This is a genomic window from Caulobacter sp. Root655 (assembly GCF_001427665.1).
GTDB lineage: Bacteria > Pseudomonadota > Alphaproteobacteria > Caulobacterales > Caulobacteraceae > Caulobacter.
In genome coordinates, this window is the sequence record NZ_LMHC01000012.1 from 21,561 (window position 1) to 40,586 (window position 19,026).

Annotated in this window: 22 protein-coding genes and 1 tRNA gene; 6 read left to right on the plus strand and 17 right to left on the minus strand. The window is 68.7% G+C overall.

Going from position 1 to position 19,026, the window contains the following annotated elements; translation table 11 throughout:
- The first annotated feature begins 92 nt into the window (after positions 1–92).
- A complete protein-coding gene (locus tag ASD79_RS09125; RefSeq protein ID WP_056720788.1) occupies positions 93–1,451 on the plus strand; it encodes an alpha/beta fold hydrolase in 1,359 nt (452 codons plus the stop codon).
- 146 nt (positions 1,452–1,597) lie between these two features.
- Here ASD79_RS09125 and ASD79_RS09130 read toward each other — a convergent pair whose 3' ends face one another.
- The 7 genes from ASD79_RS09130 to ASD79_RS09160 all read right to left on the minus strand — a co-directional run bounded on the left by ASD79_RS09130 (position 1,598) and on the right by ASD79_RS09160 (position 6,626).
- The gene (locus ASD79_RS09130; protein WP_056720790.1) at positions 1,598–2,815 is read right to left on the minus strand and encodes a TIGR03862 family flavoprotein; all 1,218 of its coding nucleotides are present in this window, start codon (positions 2,813–2,815) and stop codon (positions 1,598–1,600) included.
- Complete coding sequence (locus ASD79_RS09135; RefSeq protein WP_056720792.1) at positions 2,812–3,207, minus strand: type II toxin-antitoxin system VapC family toxin; 396 nt, start codon at positions 3,205–3,207, stop codon at positions 2,812–2,814. Before ASD79_RS09135 ends, ASD79_RS09130 begins: the two co-directional genes overlap by 4 nt.
- Positions 3,207–3,446 carry a type II toxin-antitoxin system VapB family antitoxin gene (locus ASD79_RS09140; RefSeq protein WP_056720794.1) on the minus strand — a complete coding sequence of 80 codons (240 nt, stop codon included), beginning with the start codon at positions 3,444–3,446 and terminating at the stop codon, positions 3,207–3,209. Before ASD79_RS09140 ends, ASD79_RS09135 begins: the two co-directional genes overlap by 1 nt.
- Before the next feature lie 125 nt (positions 3,447–3,571).
- Positions 3,572–4,261 (minus strand): 50S ribosomal protein L1, encoded by a 690-nt coding sequence (gene rplA, locus ASD79_RS09145; protein ID WP_056720796.1) that lies wholly within the window; start codon positions 4,259–4,261, stop codon positions 3,572–3,574.
- 4 nt (positions 4,262–4,265) lie between these two features.
- Entirely contained in the window at positions 4,266–4,697 is a 432-nt protein-coding gene (gene rplK / locus ASD79_RS09150; protein ID WP_007661528.1) for a 50S ribosomal protein L11, read from the minus strand.
- Between the two features lie 213 nt (positions 4,698–4,910).
- On the minus strand, positions 4,911–5,345 hold the full coding sequence (locus ASD79_RS09155; RefSeq protein WP_056720798.1) for a hypothetical protein: 435 nt from the start codon (positions 5,343–5,345) through the stop codon (positions 4,911–4,913).
- A gap of 312 nt (positions 5,346–5,657) precedes the next feature.
- Positions 5,658–6,626 carry an SDR family NAD(P)-dependent oxidoreductase gene (locus ASD79_RS09160; RefSeq protein ID WP_056720800.1) on the minus strand — a complete coding sequence of 323 codons (969 nt, stop codon included), beginning with the start codon at positions 6,624–6,626 and terminating at the stop codon, positions 5,658–5,660.
- A gap of 105 nt (positions 6,627–6,731) precedes the next feature.
- Between ASD79_RS09160 and ASD79_RS09165 the strand changes: the two genes are divergently transcribed.
- Entirely contained in the window at positions 6,732–7,310 is a 579-nt protein-coding gene (locus ASD79_RS09165; protein ID WP_056720802.1) for a TetR/AcrR family transcriptional regulator, read from the plus strand.
- A 17-nt stretch (positions 7,311–7,327) separates the two neighbouring features.
- Here the strand turns inward: ASD79_RS09165 and ASD79_RS09170 are convergent, their stop codons facing one another.
- The 4 genes from ASD79_RS09170 to ASD79_RS09185 form a co-directional block, all read right to left on the minus strand.
- Entirely contained in the window at positions 7,328–7,789 is a 462-nt protein-coding gene (locus tag ASD79_RS09170) for a GNAT family N-acetyltransferase (protein WP_056721638.1), read from the minus strand.
- 5 nt (positions 7,790–7,794) lie between these two features.
- Entirely contained in the window at positions 7,795–9,192 is a 1,398-nt protein-coding gene (locus ASD79_RS09175; protein ID WP_056720809.1) for an amidase, read from the minus strand.
- Between the two features lie 109 nt (positions 9,193–9,301).
- The gene (locus ASD79_RS09180; protein WP_056720810.1) at positions 9,302–9,925 is read right to left on the minus strand and encodes a 2-hydroxychromene-2-carboxylate isomerase; all 624 of its coding nucleotides are present in this window, start codon (positions 9,923–9,925) and stop codon (positions 9,302–9,304) included.
- 9 nt (positions 9,926–9,934) lie between these two features.
- Positions 9,935–10,681, minus strand: a complete 747-nt coding sequence (locus ASD79_RS09185) for an SDR family NAD(P)-dependent oxidoreductase (RefSeq protein ID WP_056720811.1) — start codon at positions 10,679–10,681, stop codon at positions 9,935–9,937.
- A 92-nt stretch (positions 10,682–10,773) separates the two neighbouring features.
- On the opposite strand from ASD79_RS09185, the gene ASD79_RS09190 reads away from it, so the two are divergent.
- A complete protein-coding gene (locus ASD79_RS09190; protein ID WP_056720813.1) occupies positions 10,774–11,232 on the plus strand; it encodes a helix-turn-helix domain-containing protein in 459 nt (152 codons plus the stop codon).
- Positions 11,233–11,303: 71 nt separating this feature from the next.
- Here the strand turns inward: ASD79_RS09190 and ASD79_RS09195 are convergent, their stop codons facing one another.
- The 6 genes from ASD79_RS09195 to ASD79_RS09220 all read right to left on the minus strand — a co-directional run bounded on the left by ASD79_RS09195 (position 11,304) and on the right by ASD79_RS09220 (position 14,116).
- Positions 11,304–11,816, minus strand: a complete 513-nt coding sequence (locus tag ASD79_RS09195) for an SRPBCC domain-containing protein (RefSeq protein ID WP_056720821.1) — start codon at positions 11,814–11,816, stop codon at positions 11,304–11,306.
- Positions 11,770–12,159, minus strand: a complete 390-nt coding sequence (locus ASD79_RS09200) for a helix-turn-helix transcriptional regulator (RefSeq protein ID WP_056721640.1) — start codon at positions 12,157–12,159, stop codon at positions 11,770–11,772. Before ASD79_RS09200 ends, ASD79_RS09195 begins: the two co-directional genes overlap by 47 nt.
- 184 nt (positions 12,160–12,343) lie before the next feature.
- Positions 12,344–12,901: a transcription termination/antitermination protein NusG gene (gene nusG, locus ASD79_RS09205; protein ID WP_056720822.1), complete on the minus strand. Its 558-nt coding sequence runs from the start codon at positions 12,899–12,901 to the stop codon at positions 12,344–12,346.
- Between the two features lie 5 nt (positions 12,902–12,906).
- Positions 12,907–13,230 (minus strand): preprotein translocase subunit SecE, encoded by a 324-nt coding sequence (gene secE / locus ASD79_RS09210; protein WP_007661515.1) that lies wholly within the window; start codon positions 13,228–13,230, stop codon positions 12,907–12,909.
- A 65-nt stretch (positions 13,231–13,295) separates the two neighbouring features.
- A tRNA-Trp gene (locus ASD79_RS09215) sits at positions 13,296–13,371 on the minus strand.
- A gap of 460 nt (positions 13,372–13,831) precedes the next feature.
- Positions 13,832–14,116, minus strand: a complete 285-nt coding sequence (locus ASD79_RS09220) for a hypothetical protein (RefSeq protein WP_235524382.1) — start codon at positions 14,114–14,116, stop codon at positions 13,832–13,834.
- A 405-nt stretch (positions 14,117–14,521) separates the two neighbouring features.
- On the opposite strand from ASD79_RS09220, the gene ASD79_RS09225 reads away from it, so the two are divergent.
- From ASD79_RS09225 to ASD79_RS25420, 3 genes are all read left to right on the plus strand, one after another.
- On the plus strand, positions 14,522–15,349 hold the full coding sequence (locus ASD79_RS09225) for a ferredoxin--NADP reductase (RefSeq protein ID WP_007661511.1): 828 nt from the start codon (positions 14,522–14,524) through the stop codon (positions 15,347–15,349).
- Positions 15,350–15,501: 152 nt separating this feature from the next.
- Entirely contained in the window at positions 15,502–16,740 is a 1,239-nt protein-coding gene (gene glp, locus ASD79_RS09230; RefSeq protein WP_082584862.1) for a gephyrin-like molybdotransferase Glp, read from the plus strand.
- A 298-nt stretch (positions 16,741–17,038) separates the two neighbouring features.
- A complete protein-coding gene (locus ASD79_RS25420) occupies positions 17,039–18,937 on the plus strand; it encodes a nucleoside-diphosphate sugar epimerase/dehydratase (RefSeq protein ID WP_056720828.1) in 1,899 nt (632 codons plus the stop codon).
- Positions 18,938–19,026: the final 89 nt, after the last annotated feature.

Below are 19,026 nucleotides of genomic sequence, written 5' to 3' on the forward strand. Positions count from 1 at the left end.
GGCCCGGGATGACGAGCATATGAAGCGCGAGGACTAGCCTGCTCCTCACCTTTGTGGATAACAGCAAGGCAGTATCGAGGGGGACTTCACGCATGAAGCGCACGATCACCGCCGGCTTGGCCGCCTTGATGTTTAGTGCTCTGGCCTCCGCTGGCCCCGCCCAGGCCGAGCCACGCTTCGCGCCGATCCCCAAGGCGGTGGTCGCCGACACCGCCCGCGACGCGGCCCATCCGGCCGACCTGGCCGCCTTCACCGTTCCGACCGGCGGCGTCCGCGTCAACGCGGTGATGTACCTGGCCTCCGGCGAAGCGCCCCACCCCACCCTGCTGTTCCTGCACGGCTTCCCGGGCAACGAGACCAATGTCGACATCATGCAGGCCGTGCGCCGGGCCGGCTGGAACGTGATGCGGATCAACTATCGCGGCTCGTGGGGCAGCCCGGGCAAGTTCTCGTTCGCCAACGCCCGCGCCGACGGCGAGGCGGCCGTGGCCTTCCTGCGCGCCCCGGCCAATGTCGCCACGTACCACATCGACCCGACGCGGATCGTGGTGGCCGGCCACAGCATGGGCGGCTTCATGGCCGCCGACGCCTCGTCCGCCGACCCCAAGGTGGCCGGGACCATCCTGGTCGACGCCTGGGACATCGGCGGCGAGAAGGCGAAGATCACCAGCCCGGCCGCGCGCAAGGCCGCCGCCGAGGCCCTGCGCCCGGACACCGTCCCCCTGGCCGGGACCAGCGCCGAACTGCTGATCAAGGAGATCGAGACCAGCGGCTCCAGGCTGAACCTGGAAAGCCTGGTGGCCCGGATCGCCGATCGTCCGCTGCTGCTGGTCGGCGCCGACCATGGCATCGGCGCCGCCAAGCTGGCCCAGGCCGCGCGCCAGGCCGGCGCGCCGGCCCTGACCGAAACCCGCATGGCCACCGACCACAGCTTCTCGGACGCCCGCATCGCCCTGTCGGCCGAGATCCTCCGCTGGCTGGGCCGCTTCGACCCGGCCTCGGCCAAGGTCGGCACGCCGGGGATCCCGCTGAAGGCGGCCTATGACGAGACCAACCCGTTCGCCCGGATCCTGCGCGGCGAGATCGCCGTGCCCAAGGTCTATGAGGACGACCAGGTCCTGGCCTTCATGGACCATGCCCCGGCCGAGCCCGGCCACGTACTGGTGATCTCCAAGACCTCCAAAGCGCGAAACTTGCTGGAGATCGCGCCGCAGGACCTGTCGCGGATCATGGCCGTGGCCGCCCGCGTCGGCCAGGCCCAGGTCGACGGCCTGGGGGTGGAGGGCTTCACGATCGTCCAGAACAACGGCGTCGGCCAAAGCGTGCCGCACCTGCACGTCCACGTCATCCCGCGCGTCGCCGGCAAGCCGCTGATGTTCGTCGAGAACGAGAAGGGCGACCCGAAGGACATCGAGGCGATGGCGGCGAAGATCCGGGCGGCGATGAAATAGGGACGGGCCCCTTTGATCCGCTCATCCCGGCGAACGCCGGGACCCAGATCCCAAAGCGGTGTGGATGATTGGATGGATTCAGCGCTTGTGGCGTCAACCACACCGCCATTCCATCTGGGTCCCGGCGTTCGCCGGGATGAGCGGATTTAAAGAGTCAACCGCTCCATCACCGCCCGCGCCGCCGCCACGCCCGTCGCGAAACAGGCCTGCAGCAGGTAGCCGCCGGTCGGGGCCTCCCAGTCCAGCATCTCGCCGGCCACGAACACCCCGGGCGCCGCCTTCAGCTCCAGCCCGTCCAGCGCCGCGAAGCCCAGGCCGCCGGCCGACGAGATCGCCCGCTCCAGTCCCTGGACGCCGGTCAGCGCGATCGGCGCGGCCTTGATCGCCGCCGCCAGGACGTCGGGCGCGACCGGCAAGGCCACGCCGTGGGCCTCGCGCAGCAGGCCGATCTCGACCGGCGACAGGTGGGCGGCCTTGCGCAGCCAGCTCGACAGCGACTGCCCACCGCGCGGCCGGCTCAGCCTGGCGGTCAGTTGGGCGACGGACAGGTCGGGCCGCAGGTCGACCATCAACCTCGCCGCGCCCCGCGCCTCGACCGCGTCGCGCAACGCCGCCGACAGGGCGTAGACCGCCCCGCCCTCCAGGCCGTAGCCCGCCACCAGGGCGTCGCCGCGCGAGGCCGCGCCCTCGAAGTTCACGGAAATGTTCTTCAGCGGCGCGCCGGCGAAGCGCTCGCGGAACACCGCGCTCCACGCCACGCCAAAGCCGACATTGGCCGGGCGGAACGGCGCCACCGCCGCGCCTCGCGCCGCCAGCAGCGGCGCCCAGGCCCCGTCCGAGCCGAGCCGCGCCCAGCTGGCGCCGCCCAGGGCCAGGATCGTGGCGCGCGGCCGCACGGTCAGCGGCCCCTCGGCCGTGTCGAAGGTCAGGTCGCCCGCCGCGTTCCATCCCATCCAGGCGGTCCGGGTGTTCAGCGCCACCCCCTGCCCCTCCAGCCGCGCGATCCAGGCCCGCAGCAGCGGCGAGGCCTTCAACGCCTTGGGAAACACCCGGCCGCTGGAGCCGACGAAGGTCGCCTGCCCCAGCCCTTCCGCCCAGGCCACGAGATCGGCGGGGGCGAAGGCCTCCAGCATCGGCCGCAACCGCTCGCCCGCCGCGCCGTAGCGTCCGGCGAACTGTTCGAAGTCTTCCGAATGGGTGAGATTCAACCCGCCGCGCCCGGCCATCAGGAACTTGCGCCCCAGGGTCGGCATGCGTTCGTACACCGCCACCGACAGCCCCGCCGCGCTCAGCACCTCGGCCGCCATCAGGCCGGCCGGCCCGCCGCCGATCACGGCGACGTCTGGGGCTTGGAGAGGGGTCACGCGACCTCGATGTCGGTCAAAGGAAAGTCATCGCCCTTGTAGAGCAACGGCACGCCATTCGTTCGCGCGCAGGCATAAGCGAAGCAATCGCCCATGTTGAGGCGAGCGGGATGCACGCCCTTGCCGAAGCGGGCGTGGGCGAGGAGCGCCTGCTCCTGTTCGGCTTCGCCGATCGGCACGAGACGAGCGCCGACGCCTCGCTGATAGCCGGCGACGATCATCTGAACCTTGGCTTGGGATTGAAGCGAAACACGCATGACGGCCCGTACGGTTTCCCAGGTCGCCAGGGCGGACGTCAGAACGAAACCCGCATTGAACACCTTCGCCTCGAACGCATCGACCTCGGGTTCGCTCAGGATGATGGCCGCCCAGGCCGAGGCGTCGACGAACATCAATCGCCGGACAGTTCGTCGAAGAACGCCTTGTCCGCCTTGAGGCCCGTGCGCGGCCAAGACGCGACCTCGTCACGAATTGCCTTGAGAGCGGCCAGCTTCTCGGCTCGCGCCTTCTCGCGCGTCGCCAGCGCCTCGGCGGCCGCCAGCTTCACCGCCTCGGTGATGCCGACATGGGCCTTCTCAGCCAGTTCGCGCACTAGCGCGTCGGTTTCGGGGTCACGGATGTGAAAGGCCATGGATAGTCTCCGTCTAGCCAAAACATAACATCGGCTAGCCGCTCCGCCAAACCCGCGCCCCAGACACGAAAACGGGCGCTGGATCGCTCCAGCGCCCGTTCCGTGATCCTGGGTCGAAAAACGCCTTAGGCGTTGATCGAGGCCACGTCGATCTTGAAGCCCGGACCCATCGTCGAGGACAGGCCGATACGCTTCACATAGATGCCCTTGGCGCCGGTCGGCTTGGCCTTGACCAGCGCGTCGACGATGGCCTTGACGTTCAGCAGCAGGGCTTCGTCGGTGAACGAGATCTTGCCGATGCCGGCGTGGACGATGCCCGCCTTCTCGACGCGGAACTCGACGGCGCCGCCCTTGGCGTCCTTCACGGCTTGGCCGACGTTCGGGGTCACGGTGCCGACCTTCGGGTTCGGCATCAGGCCGCGCGGGCCCAGCACCTTACCGAGGCGACCGACCAGGGCCATCATGTCCGGGGTCGCGATGACGCGATCGAAGTCCATGAAGCCGCCGGCGATCTTTTCGTACAGATCTTCCGCGCCGACGTGTTCGGCGCCGGCCGCGGTGGCTTCGGCGGCCTTGGCGTCCTTGGCGAAGACGGCGACGCGGACGTCGCGGCCGGTGCCCGACGGCAGGTTGACGACGCCGCGGACCTGTTGGTCGGCGTGGCGCGGGTCGACGCCGAGGTTGATCGAGATCTCGACCGATTCGTCGAACTTGGCCTTGGCGTTGGCCTTGACCAGGGCGATGGCTTCGGAGACGGCGTGAGCGGACTCACGGTCGCCGGTCCAGGCCTGGATGCGCTTGGGTTGCTTGGCCATGGTCTTAGGCCTCCACGATCTTCAGGCCCATGGCCTTGGCGGAGCCTTCGATGATCTTGGCCGCGGCCTCGAGATCGTTGGCGTTCAGGTCCTTCATCTTCTTTTCGGCGATCTCGCGCAGCTGGGTGCGGGTCACTTCGCCGACGGTCTCGCGACCGGTCAGCTTGGCGCCGGACTTCAGGCCGGTGATCTGCTTCAGATAGTGCGTCGCCGGCGGAGTCTTGGTGACGAAGGTGAACGACTTGTCTTGGTACACGGTGATCACGGTCGGCAGGGGGGTGCCCTTTTCGACGTTCTCGGTGCGCGCGTTGAACTCCTTGCAGAAGCCCATGATGTTGACGCCGCGCTGGCCCAGTGCGGGGCCGATGGGCGGTGAAGGCGTGGCGGAGCCGGCCTTCACCTGGAGCTTGATATAGCCCAGGATCTTCTTAGCCATTGTATCCTCTCAAGAAAGCCGGGTTTAGCGGCCTTCGCTGTGTGGCCGTGGTGCGGGCTGGCGGCCCTCCCACGGATTTGGGTTCGCCGATAACGACGAGCACGCCCCGGGACAGGGTCCTGGGGCGAAGGCGCGGCATGTAGCAGGCGGCGGCGGGTGAGTCCAGCGAACAGCGCGTACCGCCAGCATACCCCTTAGCATCGCATATCGATCTTATCGAACTCGGCGAACACGGACGGGCTCGTCCATGCCTTCGACCTGTAATTGCGGCCCATCCACACCGTCAATCACGATCGCTTCTGGTCGATAGGCATACTGATAGCTGTATTTATATTCAGCTTGCTGCCACACGTGCCCATTTTGGAATTGAAACAGACTTTGACCTTGAAATCCCTTGAAGTCAGACACAATGACGCCCTCATCCAAGGTATCTACTTGTATAATAGGCACACCGGACGGCATACCTTGGACTTGCAACATAAGCTGTTGCCCATTCCAATAAACGGTTGCCCTAGGCCTATAAGCATACACGTAAACGTAGGCGGCGCTCGCTTGCTGAAGCACCAGCCCGTTGTCCAAGCGAAAAATGGCCCCGTAGTCGTAGCCGTTGAAATCGCCCTCTATCCAACTATCAACCTGACGCGACATGATCGCACCACCACAGGAATGTTCATGATTTGATCCAAATATCAGGGTTTTATCGATTCGCCGAATCTATATGTGCGAATGCGGTGACTAGATTTGCTGAAAACTCCCCATGAGCAGTCTTGCAGAGCCGCCTAGGGTAGAGGGGGGGCAATCACAGCTCAAAACGGATCGACATTCGCTCTACGGAAGCAAAAGCCTCATCCTTCGACCAGCTCAGGATGAGGCTTTCTACCGCTCAGGCCTGCACTGTGGTCCTCATTCTAAACTCGTCGAAAGACAAGGACCAAGCACCGCGCTGGATGTCGATAAATCCTAGAACGTCTCGCCGACCATCCGCTCGCTCAGCGCCCACAGCGCCTGGGCTTGGGCGGGATCGAGGGCGTAGGACCGCACGCCAGCGCGGATCTGCGAGGCGTCGTCGACCAGCTCGGCCACGTGGCAGTCCTCGCTATAGCGGCCGGCGACCTCTTCGACCGGCGCCACGACCCCGGCCCAGACGCTGGTGGCCGCGCCCTGCGGAATGGTCTTCCACTCGATGGGCGGCTGGCCGGCGGCGGCGGCCTGGGCGTTCAGCTGGTCGATCCACTGCTGGATGAAGGCCGGGTCCAGGTGCCGGGCCAGTTCGGTCTGGATGCCGCCCGGATGGACCGCTATGGCCCGCACGCCGCGTTCCTCGTGGCGGCGGTCGAACTCGACGGCGAACAGGATGTTGGCGGTCTTGGAGCGGCCATAGGCCTCGAACGGCACGTACTCGGTGGCCTCGAAGTTCGGATCCTCGAGGTTCACGTCCGAGAAGCGATGGCCCGACGAGGCCAGAGACACCACCCGCGAACCCGCCTTCAGCAGGCTGGCGATGCGGTTGATCAGCACGAAATGGCCCAGGTGGTTGGTCCCGAACTGGGTTTCGAAGCCGTCGGCGGTCTTGCCGAACGGCGGGGCCATCACCCCGGCGTTGGCGATGACGATGTCGAAGGTCCGGCCATCGGCGACCAGGGCGTCGGCGCAGGCGCGCACGCTCTTCAGGTTCGCCAGGTCCAGCTCGACCAGCGCCAGCGAACCACCGCTCTTGGCGGCGGCTTCGCGGACGACGGCGGTCGCACCCTCGGCCTTGGCCAGGTCGCGGGCCGCGCCGACGACGTCCGCGCCGTGGGCGGCCAGGACACGGGCGGTCTCCACGCCCAGGCCGGCCGAGACGCCCGTGACCAGGACTCGCTTGCCCGATAGATCGACGCCGGCCAGGACGTCGTCGGTGGTGGATTTGGCGCCGAATTGCTCGCTCATGACTCTCGATTCCCTTTCAGGGTTGTTGTCCGAGCCCCGCCGCGGGTTTAAATGGAGGAAGGCTCCGGATACATATTCGGAGGAGCCCTCCGTTTTTCAAGGCCGATGCCCGAAGATTCCGCACTCAAACCCCGCAAGCCCCGCGCCGACAGCCTGCGAAACCGCGACCTCCTGCTGACCGCGGCCAAGACGGCCTTCACCCAGCTAGGGGCCGAGGCTCCACTGGAAGAGATCGCAAGGCGGGCCGGCGTCGGCATTGGCACGCTCTATCGGCACTTTCCGACGCGGGAGGCCCTGATCGCCGCCGTCTACGCGCGGGAGATCGAGCAACTCGCCGCCTCGGCCGACGCCCTGCTGGTCGAGCGCTCCGCCGGCGAAGCGCTGGAGGTTTGGCTGAACCTGCTGATCGACTACATGGCCACCAAGCGGGTCGTGGCTCCCGCCTTGCGCGCCGATCCCGGCGAAGGCTCGAAACTCTACGCCAGCTCGGGCGCGACCATCCTGCCGACCCTGGAACGCCTTACCGAAGCGGCCCGCGACGCCAACGACATCCGGCCCGACATCGGCTTCGAAGACGTCCTGCGGATGATGAGCGGCATCAGCCAAGGCTACGAGCAGCCCGGCTGGGAGCACAGCGCCCGGCGGCTGCTGGATGTGATGATGACCGGACTGCGAGCGAAGTGAGCCCTTCCGCCCGAGGCTCAGAGCAGCTTCCGGTAAACCAGAAACCCCGACTTCTCGGCCACCTGGTCGTACAGCCGCATCGCCGTCGCGTTGGTCTCGTGCGTCTGCCAATAGACCCGGGGCGCGCCCGCCGTTCGCGCCGCGCCGTACACCCCTTCAATCAGCGCCCGCCCCACGCCATGCCCCCGCGCCTCTGCGATGGTGAACAGGTCCTGCAGGTAGCAGATGGGCGCGATCGCCGTGGTGCTGCGGTGGAACAGGTAGTGGGTCAGGCCCAGCAGCCGGCCGCCGCGCTCGGCGACCAGGGCGTGGACGGGCTCGTGGGCGTCGAAGAACCGGCTCCAGGTCATGACCGTGACCGCCGGATCCAGGGCGGTGTCGCCGGTCCGGCCGTAGAAGGCGTTGTAGCCGTCCCACAGCGGTAGCCACCGGTCGTGGTCGCCCTGGGCGATCGGGCGGATGATGAGGTCGTCGGCCATGAGGGTCAGTCCGCCCACACCGCCGGCCGTCGGTGGGCCCAGGGCTGGGCCGCCTCCAGTTCGAAAGCCAGTTCGAACAGGGTCCGCTCGTCGCCCGCCCGCGCGGCGAACTGCAGGCCGACCGGCAGGCCGTCGTCGGTCCAGTGCAGCGGGACGCTCATGGCCGGGGCGCCGGCGATGTTGTGCAGGGTGGTGTAATTGCTGAAGCGCCCCAGTCGCTCGAACATGGTCCCGAACGGCACATCGCCGGCGATCTGGCCGATCGGTATCGGCGGGGTGGTCAGCACCGGCGACAGGATGACGTCGAAATCGGCGAACCACCGGTCGTAGGCGGCCGCCACGGCGCGCAGGCGCGTCCGGGCGGCGTCCAGAGCGCCCTCCGGGGCGGCGGCCGCCATCTCCGCCATCGCCAGGGTGAAAGGTTCCAGTTGGCGCGCGTCGGGGGGCTGTCCGGTCATCTGGCGGATCAGCCGCGTGACGTCGAAGGCCGCGTTGGTCCACAGCGTCATGAAATCGGCGCCCTGCTCGCGCCCGTCGATCGGCCAGTCGGTCGGTCGCACCGCGTGGCCCAGGCCGGCCAACAGGCGGACCGTCGCATCGACTCCGGTCTGGACCTGGGGATCCGCCGCCCGTCCGTTCAGGCCATGGGGAACGAGCCCCACCCGCAGTCGACGGAGGTTGGCGGTGGTCACCACGCCGACCGGCGCGAAGACCGCGCTCTCGCCCTGACGTTCCGTGGCCGCGAACAGGGTCGCCGAGTCGCGCACGGTGCGCGTCAGGCCGTGCTGCACCGTCACGTCGAAACCGGCGGCCGGCATCTGGTCGCCGACCATCCGGCCGCGCGACGGCTTCAGGCCGAAGAGACCGCAGGCCGAGGCCGGAATGCGGATCGAACCGCCGCCGTCGGCCGCGTCGGCCATGGGCACGGCGCCCGAGGACACGGCCGCCGCGGCGCCGCCGGACGAGCCGCCCGGCGTGCGCTCCGGGTTCCAGGGACTGCGCGTCGGGCCGAAGGCCAGGGGCTCGGTGGTCGGCAGGAAGCCGAACTCGCCCAGGGCCGAGCGTCCGATCAGCACCAGCCCCGCGCGCTCCAGGGCGTCGATCATCGGTCCCTGCGCCCCGGCCGGCGGCAGGGCGGCGCTGAAGCGCGAGCCGTAGCGGGTGGTCGAGCCAACGACGTCGAACATGTCCTTGATCAGATAGGGCACCCCGGCGAACGGCCCGCTCAGCCCGCCCGCCTTGGCCCGGTCGCGCGCCCGCTCGTAGGTTTCGGCGACCAGGAAGTTCAGCTTGGGCTGCAGGACCTCGATCCGGGCGATGGCGGCGTCGATCGCCTCGATCGCCGTCAGGTCGCCACGCCGGATCATGGCCGCCAGTTCGGTGCCGTCGGGAGCCTCGGCCATCGCGCGTCTTCCTCGTCGCGGCGCTCTCTTCCGTATGCGGACCGCCTGCCCGAGAAAACAATAGTAGTGGCTATCGCCCGTCAATCAGCCACGGCGCGGGCGCTGGAAGTCACGACCCCAGCAGCGCCTCCACCTGGCCCAGGCGCTCCTTGCCGAAGAACATCTCGTCGCCGACGAAGAAAGTCGGGATGCCGAACACGCCGCGGGCGACGGCGGCTTCGGTATTGGCCATCAGCTGGGCCTTGACCTCCGGGTCGCCGGTGGCCGCCAGCAGGGCCGCTCCGTCGAGGCCGGCCGCGTCGAGGGCGGCGGTGAACACGGCCGGGTCGTCCAGCTTCAGCCCCTCCTCCCACATGCCGCGCAGCATGGCGTCCAGATAGGGCTCGCCCGCCCCGGCCCGCTGGGCCGCGACCATGCCGCGCATCAGCAGCAGGGTGTTGACGGGAAAATGCGGGTTGAACCGGAAGGCGGTCAGGCCGTGGACCTCGATGAACCGCCGGGTCTCGAGCATCTCGTAGGCCATCTTGCCCTTGATCCCGCCGAACGCGACCATCGGGGCCTGGTTGCCGGTCAGCTTGAAGATTCCGCCCAGCAGGCAGGGCAGCAGGACGACCGTCGCGCCGGTCCGTGCGGCGATGGCCGGCAGCACCTTCCAGGCCAGATAGGCGTTGGGACTGCCGAAATCGAAGATGAACTCAATGATCTTGGGGTTGGGCGTCTTGGAGTTGGTCATGTCGCGCCCTCACCAGGTCTCGGCCCAGGGCCGCAGGTCCAGTTCGTGGGTCCAGGCCGACCGCCCCTGCTCGTGCAGCCAGACGAAGTTCGCGGCGATTTCGTCGGGCTTGAGGATCTCGTCGCGGGCCAGAAGCCCCTCGACGTCGTCGCGGTTGGACCGGGTAAAGACACCGTCGATCGACCCGTCGACCACCACGTGGGCCACGTGCACGCCCTTGGGGCCCAGCTCCCGCGCCAGGCTCTGGGCCACGGCCCGCAGGCCGGCCTTGGCCGAGGCGAAGGCGGCGAAGCCCTCCTTGCCGCGCAGACTGGCGCTGGCCCCGGTGAACAGGATCGAGCCCCGGCCGCGCGGGACCATGGCCTTGGCCGCCTCGCGCCCGGTCAGGAAGCCGGCGAAACAGGCCATCTCCCAGACCTTGCTGAACACCTGGGCCGTGGTCTCGGCGATCCCGAAGCGCACATTGGCCCCGATGTTGAAGACCACCACCTCCAGCGGCCCGACCTCGCGCTCGATGGTCTCGAACAGCGCCACCATGTCGGCCTCCTGGCGGGCGTCGACGCCATAGGCGCGGGCCCGGCCGCCCGCGGCGCGGATCTGCTCGGCCAGGGCCTCCAGTTGATCGAGATGGCGCGGCCGGCGGGTGACGCAGACCTCCAGGCCCTTGGCGGCGAAGGCCCGGGCGATCGCCCCGCCGACGCCGTCGCCCGCGCCGACCACCAGGCAGACGCCCTTGGAATCAGGTTTGGCGGCCATGTCGCGTCTCCTCCGTTTGTTTCGCCCATCGTTCGTATTGAATCTGTACCGAGTCAATGGCAGTCTGACGGCATGGCGATACGAGACGCGACATGAAGTGGGACGCCCTGGCCGACCAGCCGTGCTCGATCGCCCGGTCCCTGGCGGTGATCGGCGATCGCTGGACGCTGATGATCCTGCGCGACTGCTTCCTGGGCGTGCGGCGGTTCGAGACCTTCCAGGCGCGCCTGGGCATCTCGCGCACCATCGTCACCGACCGCCTGCGGGTGCTGGTCGAGGAAGGCGTGCTGCGCCGCGAGGCCTATCAGCACAACCCGCTGCGCCACGAGTACCGGCTGACCGCCAAGGGGATGGAGCTGCATCCGGTGATCCTGGCCATCGCCCGGTTCGGCGACGACCACTATGCCGGCCAGGCGGGGCCGCCCGTGGTGCGCCGCCACAAGGGCTGCGGCTGCGACTTCCAGCCGGTGCAGGTGTGTTCGGAATGCGGCGAGAGCGTCACGGCGCGCGACGTCGAGGCCCGGCCGGGCGTGGGGTTCGAGGGGCTGTGAACTCCACCAACGTTGTCATCCCGGACAAGCGCGCAGCGCGCCGATCCGGGATGACAGCACGCTTTGGCGCCTCAGGCCGCCCGCGCCTTCAGCGCCGCGACCACATCGGCCAGTTGGTCCAGGCCCGACTCCGTGCCTTCCTTGAAGCCCATCGCGGCGTATTCGTCGCGCACCGCCACGGAGTCGAAGGTGGAGACCGACGTCAAGGTCGTCTTGCCGCCGACCTCCTCGAAGGTGATCTCGACCACGAAACGCGGCGAACCAGGCTTCTTGAAGCCGTTGCTGTAGACGATCCGCCGGTCCGGCTCGATCTCGAGATATTCGCCGCCGAACGGCGGGCCCGGCTCGCCGTCGGGGCCGGTCATGGCGAAGTGGTACCGGCCGCCGACCCGGAAATCCATGTCGCAGGTCGTCAGCGGCCAGCCCACCGGACCGAACCACTTCATGACGTGCTCGGGCTTGCTGTGGGCCAGGAACAGGAGGCGGGCCGGGGCGTCGAACTGGCGGGTGATGATGATCTGGCGGGCGGCTTGCGGTTCATTCGTCGTGGGGGGCGTCGTGGGGGGCGTCGTGGGGGGCGTCATGCGAGGTCTCCTCGGCTTGCAGGGTTTTCACATAGGCGTCGAGGCGGTCGTGGCTCTCCGCCCAGAACCGCCGATAGCCGCCGACCCATTGGGCCACGTCCTCCAGGGGCGCGGCCTCCAGGCGCACGGGGCGGAACTGGGCGCTGCGTCCGCGCGACACCAGGCCCGCCCCTTCCAGCACCTTCAGGTGCTTGGAGATGGTGGGCTGGGCCAGGGCGAAGGGCTCGACCAGGTCGTTCACCGTCGCCTCGCCCAGCGACAGCCGCGCCAGGATCGCCCGCCGGGTCGGATCGGCCAGGGCGGCGAAGACGCGGTCGAGTTGCTGGGGCTGAACGGAGGGCATGAACATCGCCTCATGGCTATATTGCCATATAGCTATATTGTAGGCCGCACGTCAACGCCGAGTAGTCGGCTAGTGTCGGGGACAGGCACATGTGCCTGTCCCCATGTCCCAACCGTTCCAGACAGCAAAAACCCCGCGCCGTTGCCGACGCGGGGTTTTCGAAGCTTCGGAAGGAAAGCCGCCCTTAGGCGATCTTCTCGACCTGGCTGTATTCCAGTTCCACCGGGGTGGCGCGGCCGAAGATCGAGACGGTGACGCGCAGGCGGGCCCGCTCTTCGTCGACCTGCTCGACCGAGCCGTTGAAGCTGGCGAACGGACCGTCGGTGACGCGGACGTTCTCGCCGATCTCGAACAGCACGACCGTCTTGGGACGCTCGACGCCTTCCTCGATCGCGCCGACGATGCGCTGGACTTCCTTTTCCGACACCGGCTGCGGCTTGGACGCGCTGCCCAGGAAGCCGGTGACCTTCGGGGTGTTCTTGATCAGGTGGTAGGCTTCGTCCGTCAGATTCATCTTCACCAGCACGTAGCCGGGGAAGAACTTGCGCTCGGCGTTGACCTTGCGGCCACGACGGATCTCGACGACGTCCTCGGTGGGCACCAGGATTTCGGAGAAGCTGTCTTCCAGGCCGTGGCTCTTGGCCTGTTCGCGGATGCTCTCGGCCACCTTCTTCTCGAAGTTCGAGTAGGCGTGGACGATGTACCACTTGTGGTTCGGGTTGGACGCGGTTTCGGTGCTCATGGTGCTTAATTTCCCGCGGCGAACTTGAGGAGCAGGTTTGCGCCCATGCCCAGCAGCCAGTCGGCGAAGGTGAAGAACAGCGCCGTGATCACCACCATGATGAAGACCATCACCGAGGTGATCCAGGTCTCCTTGCGGGTGGTCCAGGTGATCTTGCGGGCTTCGGCGCGCACTTCACGGGCGAACTGCAAAGGATTGATAGGCTTCTTCGGCGCGGCCGGAGCCTTGGCCAGGGCGCTGGACGCCTGACCCGCGGGCGCGAGCGCCGCCGCCGTCTTGGCGGCGCGGCTCTTGATCGCTGACGGGCTCGAACCCGGTTTCCTGGCCATGACTTAAGAGGCTCGCGACTTTCGGTGGGGCAGCCCGAGAAGCCGGGCCGACCGATGACATATAGTGGCAGGAGTGGAGGGACTCGAACCCACGACCCTCGGTTTTGGAGACCGATGCTCTACCAGCTGAGCTACACTCCTGCGGAACCGCGATCCCTTTAGGGGGAATCTTGGCTTTCTGACAATGAACAGCGCGCCGGTAGGCCTTTGCGGCCCGCCAGCGCGTTGGTCTCATCGCCAGAGCCGCGTCGTTTAGCAGGGTCGTTCGAGCCCGGCAAGCGGCCCAATGCTGGGTTGGCGCGGGTTCTACGACCGTTCCGTCCGATGGGCGTGTCCGGGGGCGTGTCCAGCGGACGCTTTACGTAAGGTTCAGGGTCATAAGGTTCAGGCGCGCGAGCGACGGGCCAGGGCTGGACGCCCAGCCACCCCGCCCGGAGGAACCATGCCATGCCGACGCCGCCAGGCCCGACCCAGGGCCGGCCATCCAGCGGCAAGGTTCGCGTCCACGACTCAGCCTCCCCCAAAAAAAGGAGGGCGCCGAGGATAGCTCAGGCTCGCCAAAGACCCGGACCGATCCGGGCTCCAGCGAGCCCTGAGACGGTCAGCCGGCCTTTTCCGGCGTCGCCGCTGGCGCGGTCGTCAGCGCCGCGCACTGGATGTTGAGATAGGACCACTTCACGTCGTCGAGCTGGCGCCCGCACTCGGTGTTCTTGCCGTTGTCCCGGCCTCGCAGCGAAACCGCCACGCCCTTGCTGGGATCGGGGGCCGGCGAAGCTCCGGAGATGTCGTAATAGCCGCCGCCTGGGCCGCGAACCACGATGCACGACGTCGATTCCACCGGTCGAACACAGCCCGAGGCGGTGACCGCCTTGCCTTCCAGAGACACCGACTGGGCCTTTTGAGACGCTGGTCCCGTTTCCTGCCCGCAGGCAGCTACGCTTAACGCTAACAGACTGGCCGCCGCGGCGGCCTTTACGAACCTTACCCGCATACGTTCCTCCGTATCGTTGGCTTCGCGTCCACTGGACAAACGAAGCGATGGGAAGAGTGCGCCCGGTTTCGGGAGGCGGCAATCACAATTTTGACACGGTTCAAAAAACAGGCGCCGCGTTTTTTGACCGTTTTGGGGAAGATTTTCTCAACGCGCTTTCAGACCACGAAAGTTGACATCGGGCCGGCTCTGCTCACATGAGACGAACGTCGCTTCAGGGCCGTGGCGACGCCCTTTGAAATCGCGCGCGCCTGTTCTCTTCTGGGACGGACGCGGCAAGGACTTAAGAAGACGCAAAGCATGACGGCCATAGAGACGACCATCGCGCCCGTGAAGGAAGCCGCTCAGCACACCGAGACCGTGCTGTGGGTCAAGCACTGGACGGACCGCCTGTTCAGCTTCGCCATCACCCGCCCCGCCAGCTTCCGTTTCCGCTCGGGCGAGTTCGTGATGATCGGCTTGCCGCCGCGCGAGGAACTGGGCGAGAAGAAGCCGATCCTCCGCGCCTATTCGATCGGTTCGCCCAGCTTCGCCGAAGAGCTGGAATTCTTCTCGATCAAGGTGCCCGACGGCCCCCTGACCTCGCGCCTGCAACAGATCCAGCCCGGCGATCCGGTGCTGCTGGGCAAGAAGCCGACCGGCACCCTGGTGCTGGACGCCGTGCGCCCGGGCAAGCGCCTGTTCCTGTTCGGCACCGGCACGGGCCTGGCCCCCTGGCTGGCCGTGGCCCGCGACCCCGACGCCTACAGCCGCTTCGAGCGGGTGATCGTCGCCCACGGCGTGCGCGAGGTGCAGGAACTGGCCTATCGCGACCTGTTCACCTCGGAGATCCACGACGACCCGCTGGTCGGCGACGAGGCCAAGGCCCAGCTGGTCTATTATCCCACCGTCACCCGCGAGCCGTTCGAGCGCCAGGGCCGGTTCACCGACCTGATCGAGAGCGGCCAGCTGTTCCGCGACCTCGAGATCGACGGCGTGAAATTCGACCCCGAACACGACCGCGCCATGCTCTGCGGCTCGATGGCGATGATCAAGGACACCGCCGCCCTGCTGGAAGCCCACGGGCTGAAGGAAGGCTCCAACGCCGAACCGGGCGACTTCGTGATCGAGCGGGCGTTCGTGGGGTAGCTTCCGGTCCGCATAGCGCACCCTCGACTTGTCATCCCGGACGAAGCGCAGCGAAGATCCGGGACCGACGCCTGAGCGCATGCGCTTCCGGCGGTCCCGGATAAGCGCTACGCGCTTTCCGGGATGACAAGGTTTGATGGGATGAGCAGCACGTGACGCCACCGCCCCAACTCAAGAACCTCACCGTCGCCGAGGCCCGCGCCCGGATGCTGGCCGACGCCGCGCCGCTCGGCGTCGAGGAGGTCGAACTGGCCAAGAGCGTCGGCCGCGTGCTGGCCGCCCCCGTCGTCGCCGATCGCGACCAGCCGCCGTTCGACGCCTCGGCCATGGACGGCTGGGCCATCCGCCGCGCCGACCTGACGCCCGGGGCCCGCTTCAAGGTCGCCGGCGAAAGCGCGGCTGGCCGCGCCCACGCCCGCCCCGTCGAGGCCGGCCAGGCGGTGCGGATCTTCACCGGCGCCCCCGTGCCGCCCGGCGCCGATCTGGTGGTCATCCAGGAGAACGCCGCGCGCGACGGCGACGTCGTCGGCTTCCAGATCGACCGCGATCCGCCGCCCGGCAACATCCGCCTGGCTGGCGGCGACTTCCGCGTCGGCGACGTCCTGCTGACGGCGGGGACCCGCATCGACGCCTGGACCCTGGCCCTGGCCGCGGCCGCCGGCTGGCCCAACCTGGACGTCGCGCGCCGCCCCCGCGTCGCCATCCTGGCCACCGGCGACGAACTGGTGCCGCCCGGCCATGTCCCGGCGCCCGACCAGATCTTCGAGTCCGGCTCGTTCGCCCTGGCGGCCCTGGTCCGGGCCTGGGGCGGCGAGGCCGTGCGACTGAAGGCCCAGGCCGACGACCTGGCGGCCATCGCCGCCGCCGTGAAGGACGCCCAGGCCGACCTGATCGTCACGGTCGGCGGGGCCTCGGTCGGCGACCACGACCTGGTCAAGCCGGCCCTGGAAACCCTGGGCCTGGCCCTGCGGGTCGAAACCATCGCCGTGCGGCCCGGCAAGCCGACCTGGTTCGGGACCCTGGGAGACGCCTCCTTAAAGGATGGGCGCCGCGTGCTGGGTCTGCCCGGCAACCCGGCCTCGGCCCTGGTCTGCGCCGAGCTGTTCCTGCGCCCCCTGCTGGCCGCCCTGTCCGGCGCCGATCCAGCCCTGCCGATCACCGCCGGCGTCCTGGCCCAGCCCCTGCCCGCCAACGGCCCCCGCGAACACTGGCTGCGCGCCGCCCGTGCGGTCGACGCCCTGGGCCGGGTGATGGTCACCCCCTTCCCCGACCAGGACTCCTCGCTGATCGGCGTGTTCTCGCGCGCCGACTGCCTGGTGGTCCGGCCGGCCGGCGCGGCGGCGGCGGGCGTGGGGGACGTGGTGAGCTTGCTGCCGCTGGCGCGAGCTTAGAGGGAAGGACCATAAGGACGCGGAGGGATGGGTGCGCCTAGTCGGTACCCACCGAGCCGGCCCGGACCTTCGCGCTGATTGCCTGCAAAGAAGAGCCTAGCAACGCCCTTTGGGCCGCCGGTGGCATAACCGTCCCGCGGCCGCCAAGGGTCAAAACCTGTTGGCGGTCCAGCGGCTTGAGTTGGATGCTCCATCGCCACGGAACGCGCGCCATCGCCCCTCAACCGGCGACGGCGCGCGGCGAGCGTGCTAAGTCCACCTCGGACCGCTTCACGGCGGTCGCGGCGGGAGTGCGTCTATGGGTCGAGCGGTCAAAGTCGGGGCGCACATGGCGCTGGCCTTCATGGGCCTGCTCCTGGCCCAACTTCTGAGCGCCGGCGTCGCGCCCTTCGTCCCTTCGGCCCTGCTCCTCGCCGCGTTGTTCGCCGGCTGCGCCCTCGTGGTCGAGATCCTGTTCCAGGTCGAGCGCTCGCCCTGGCGGTTCTTCGCGGCCAGCGATGGTCTGCGCCTGGCGCGGTCGGCCCTGCTGACCACCCTGACCTTCGCCCTGCTGGCCTATCTGGCCGGCGTGCGCCAGCCCGGCGGCCTGCGGACCCTGGCCGCCGCCTTCATGATCCTCACCGCCCTGCTGGCCGGCCTGCGCATCGTCCGTCGCGCCCTGCACGAGAGGATGCTGGTCGATTCTCTGCTGCGGCTGCGCCCCGCGCCCGCCTCGCCGGCCCTGCCGCGTCTGCTGATCGTCGGCGCGGCCAACGAGGCCGAGGCCTTCCTGCGCGCCCCCGCCGCCCTGGGCGAGCGCTACGCCCCGGTCGGGGTGCTGACCCCGCGGGCCCGCGAGACCGGCGACGAGTTGGGCGGGGTCTGCGTGCTGGGCGCGATCGGCGACTTCGACGCCGTCATGACCCAGCTGCGCGACGGCGGCCTGCAGCCGGCCGCCCTGCTGTTCCTCACCGACGGCCCGCTCAGCGCCTTCGGGGCCGAACGCCTGGGTCGGCTGAAGACCGAGGGCGTGCGCCTGCTGCGCCGCCAGGGCCTAGTCGACATGAACGCGGGCGGAGGCGGCGGCTCGCACCTGCGCGAGATCAGCCTGGAAGAACTGCTCAGCCGCGCCCCGGTGCGGCTGGACCCCGAGCCCGTCCGCGCCCTGGTCGCCGGGCGGCGGGTGCTGGTCACCGGGGCCGGCGGCAGCATCGGCTCGGAACTGGCCCGGCAGATCGCCGCCAGCGGCCCGGCCCAGCTGACCCTGCTGGACGCCGCCGAGGCCAACCTCTTCCACATCGATCGCGAGCTGGGCGAGGCCTGGCCGTCGCTGGCCCGCCGCGACGTGCTGTGCGACGTGCGCGACGCCGCCCGCCTGCACCTGGTGTTCGCCGCCGAGAAGCCCGAGATTGTCTTCCACGCCGCCGCCCTCAAGCACGTCACCCTGGTCGAGAACCACCCCTGCGAGGGCGTGCGCACCAACGTTCTGGGCAGCCGCAACGTCGCCGCCGCCGCCAAGGCCTGCGGCGCGGCGCACCTGGTGCTGATCTCCACCGACAAGGCCGTGGCCCCGGCCAGCGTGATGGGCGCGACCAAGCGGGTGGCCGAGGCCGTGGTCCGCCAGTTCGGCGGCGGCGGTTCAACCCGGGTCAACGTCGTGCGGTTCGGCAACGTACTGGGTTCGGCCGGTTCGGTGGTGCCGATCTTCCAGCATCAGATCGCCCGCGGCGGCCCGGTCACCCTGACCGACGCCCAGGTCGAGCGCTATTTCATGACCATCCCCGAGGCCGTACAGCTGGTGCTGCGGGCGGCGGCCCTGTCGGCCGTCGATCCCGAACCGCCGGTCGGGGTGCTGACCCTGGAGATGGGCGAGCCGGTCAAGATCATCGACCTGGCCCGGCGGATGATCGAGCTGCAGGGCCTGGTCCCCGACCGCGACATCGAAATCCGCATCACCGGCCTGCGTCCCGGCGAGAAGCTCACCGAGGCCCTGGTCGACGTCAACGAGACCGCCCGCCCCAAGGCCCCGGGCGTCACCGAGGCCACGCCGCTGCGGCCCCTGGCCCCGATCACGCCCGCCGCCCTGGCCAAGCTGGAAGCCGCCGCCCTGGCCGGCGACGAGTTCGGCGTGCGGCAACAGCTGTTCGCCATGGTCGAAGGCTTGCGGGACGTCGCCCCGCCCAAGCGCCAGCCCGTTGAGACGCGGACCAAAGTCTAGCCTCTCCGTCCCACGCAAAGCTCGCCTATCAGGCGAGCGTGCAACCCAGAATCGCCGCCAAATGCTCTAGCTTCCTCAGGGTCATTCCA

Bases quoted from the DNA above. Each gene is read 5' to 3' on its own strand.
- ASD79_RS09125 (WP_056720788.1), top strand. From the start codon at position 93: ATGAAGCGCACGATCACCGCCGGCTTGGCCGCCTTGATGTTTAGTGCT.
- ASD79_RS09135 (WP_056720792.1), bottom strand. From the start codon at position 3,207: ATGTTCGTCGACGCCTCGGCCTGGGCGGCCATCATCCTGAGCGAACCC.
- ASD79_RS09140 (WP_056720794.1), bottom strand. From the start codon at position 3,446: ATGGCCTTTCACATCCGTGACCCCGAAACCGACGCGCTAGTGCGCGAA.
- rplA (WP_056720796.1), bottom strand. From the start codon at position 4,261: ATGGCCAAGCAACCCAAGCGCATCCAGGCCTGGACCGGCGACCGTGAG.
- rplK (WP_007661528.1), bottom strand. From the start codon at position 4,697: ATGGCTAAGAAGATCCTGGGCTATATCAAGCTCCAGGTGAAGGCCGGC.
- ASD79_RS09155 (WP_056720798.1), bottom strand. From the start codon at position 5,345: ATGTCGCGTCAGGTTGATAGTTGGATAGAGGGCGATTTCAACGGCTAC.
- ASD79_RS09160 (WP_056720800.1), bottom strand. From the start codon at position 6,626: ATGAGCGAGCAATTCGGCGCCAAATCCACCACCGACGACGTCCTGGCC.
- ASD79_RS09165 (WP_056720802.1), top strand. From the start codon at position 6,732: ATGCCCGAAGATTCCGCACTCAAACCCCGCAAGCCCCGCGCCGACAGC.
- ASD79_RS09170 (WP_056721638.1), bottom strand. From the start codon at position 7,789: ATGGCCGACGACCTCATCATCCGCCCGATCGCCCAGGGCGACCACGAC.
- ASD79_RS09175 (WP_056720809.1), bottom strand. From the start codon at position 9,192: ATGGCCGAGGCTCCCGACGGCACCGAACTGGCGGCCATGATCCGGCGT.
- ASD79_RS09180 (WP_056720810.1), bottom strand. From the start codon at position 9,925: ATGACCAACTCCAAGACGCCCAACCCCAAGATCATTGAGTTCATCTTC.
- ASD79_RS09185 (WP_056720811.1), bottom strand. From the start codon at position 10,681: ATGGCCGCCAAACCTGATTCCAAGGGCGTCTGCCTGGTGGTCGGCGCG.
- ASD79_RS09190 (WP_056720813.1), top strand. From the start codon at position 10,774: ATGAAGTGGGACGCCCTGGCCGACCAGCCGTGCTCGATCGCCCGGTCC.
- ASD79_RS09195 (WP_056720821.1), bottom strand. From the start codon at position 11,816: ATGACGCCCCCCACGACGCCCCCCACGACGCCCCCCACGACGAATGAA.
- ASD79_RS09200 (WP_056721640.1), bottom strand. From the start codon at position 12,159: ATGCCCTCCGTTCAGCCCCAGCAACTCGACCGCGTCTTCGCCGCCCTG.
- nusG (WP_056720822.1), bottom strand. From the start codon at position 12,901: ATGAGCACCGAAACCGCGTCCAACCCGAACCACAAGTGGTACATCGTC.
- secE (WP_007661515.1), bottom strand. From the start codon at position 13,230: ATGGCCAGGAAACCGGGTTCGAGCCCGTCAGCGATCAAGAGCCGCGCC.
- ASD79_RS09225 (WP_007661511.1), top strand. From the start codon at position 14,522: ATGACGGCCATAGAGACGACCATCGCGCCCGTGAAGGAAGCCGCTCAG.
- ASD79_RS25420 (WP_056720828.1), top strand. From the start codon at position 17,039: ATGGGTCGAGCGGTCAAAGTCGGGGCGCACATGGCGCTGGCCTTCATG.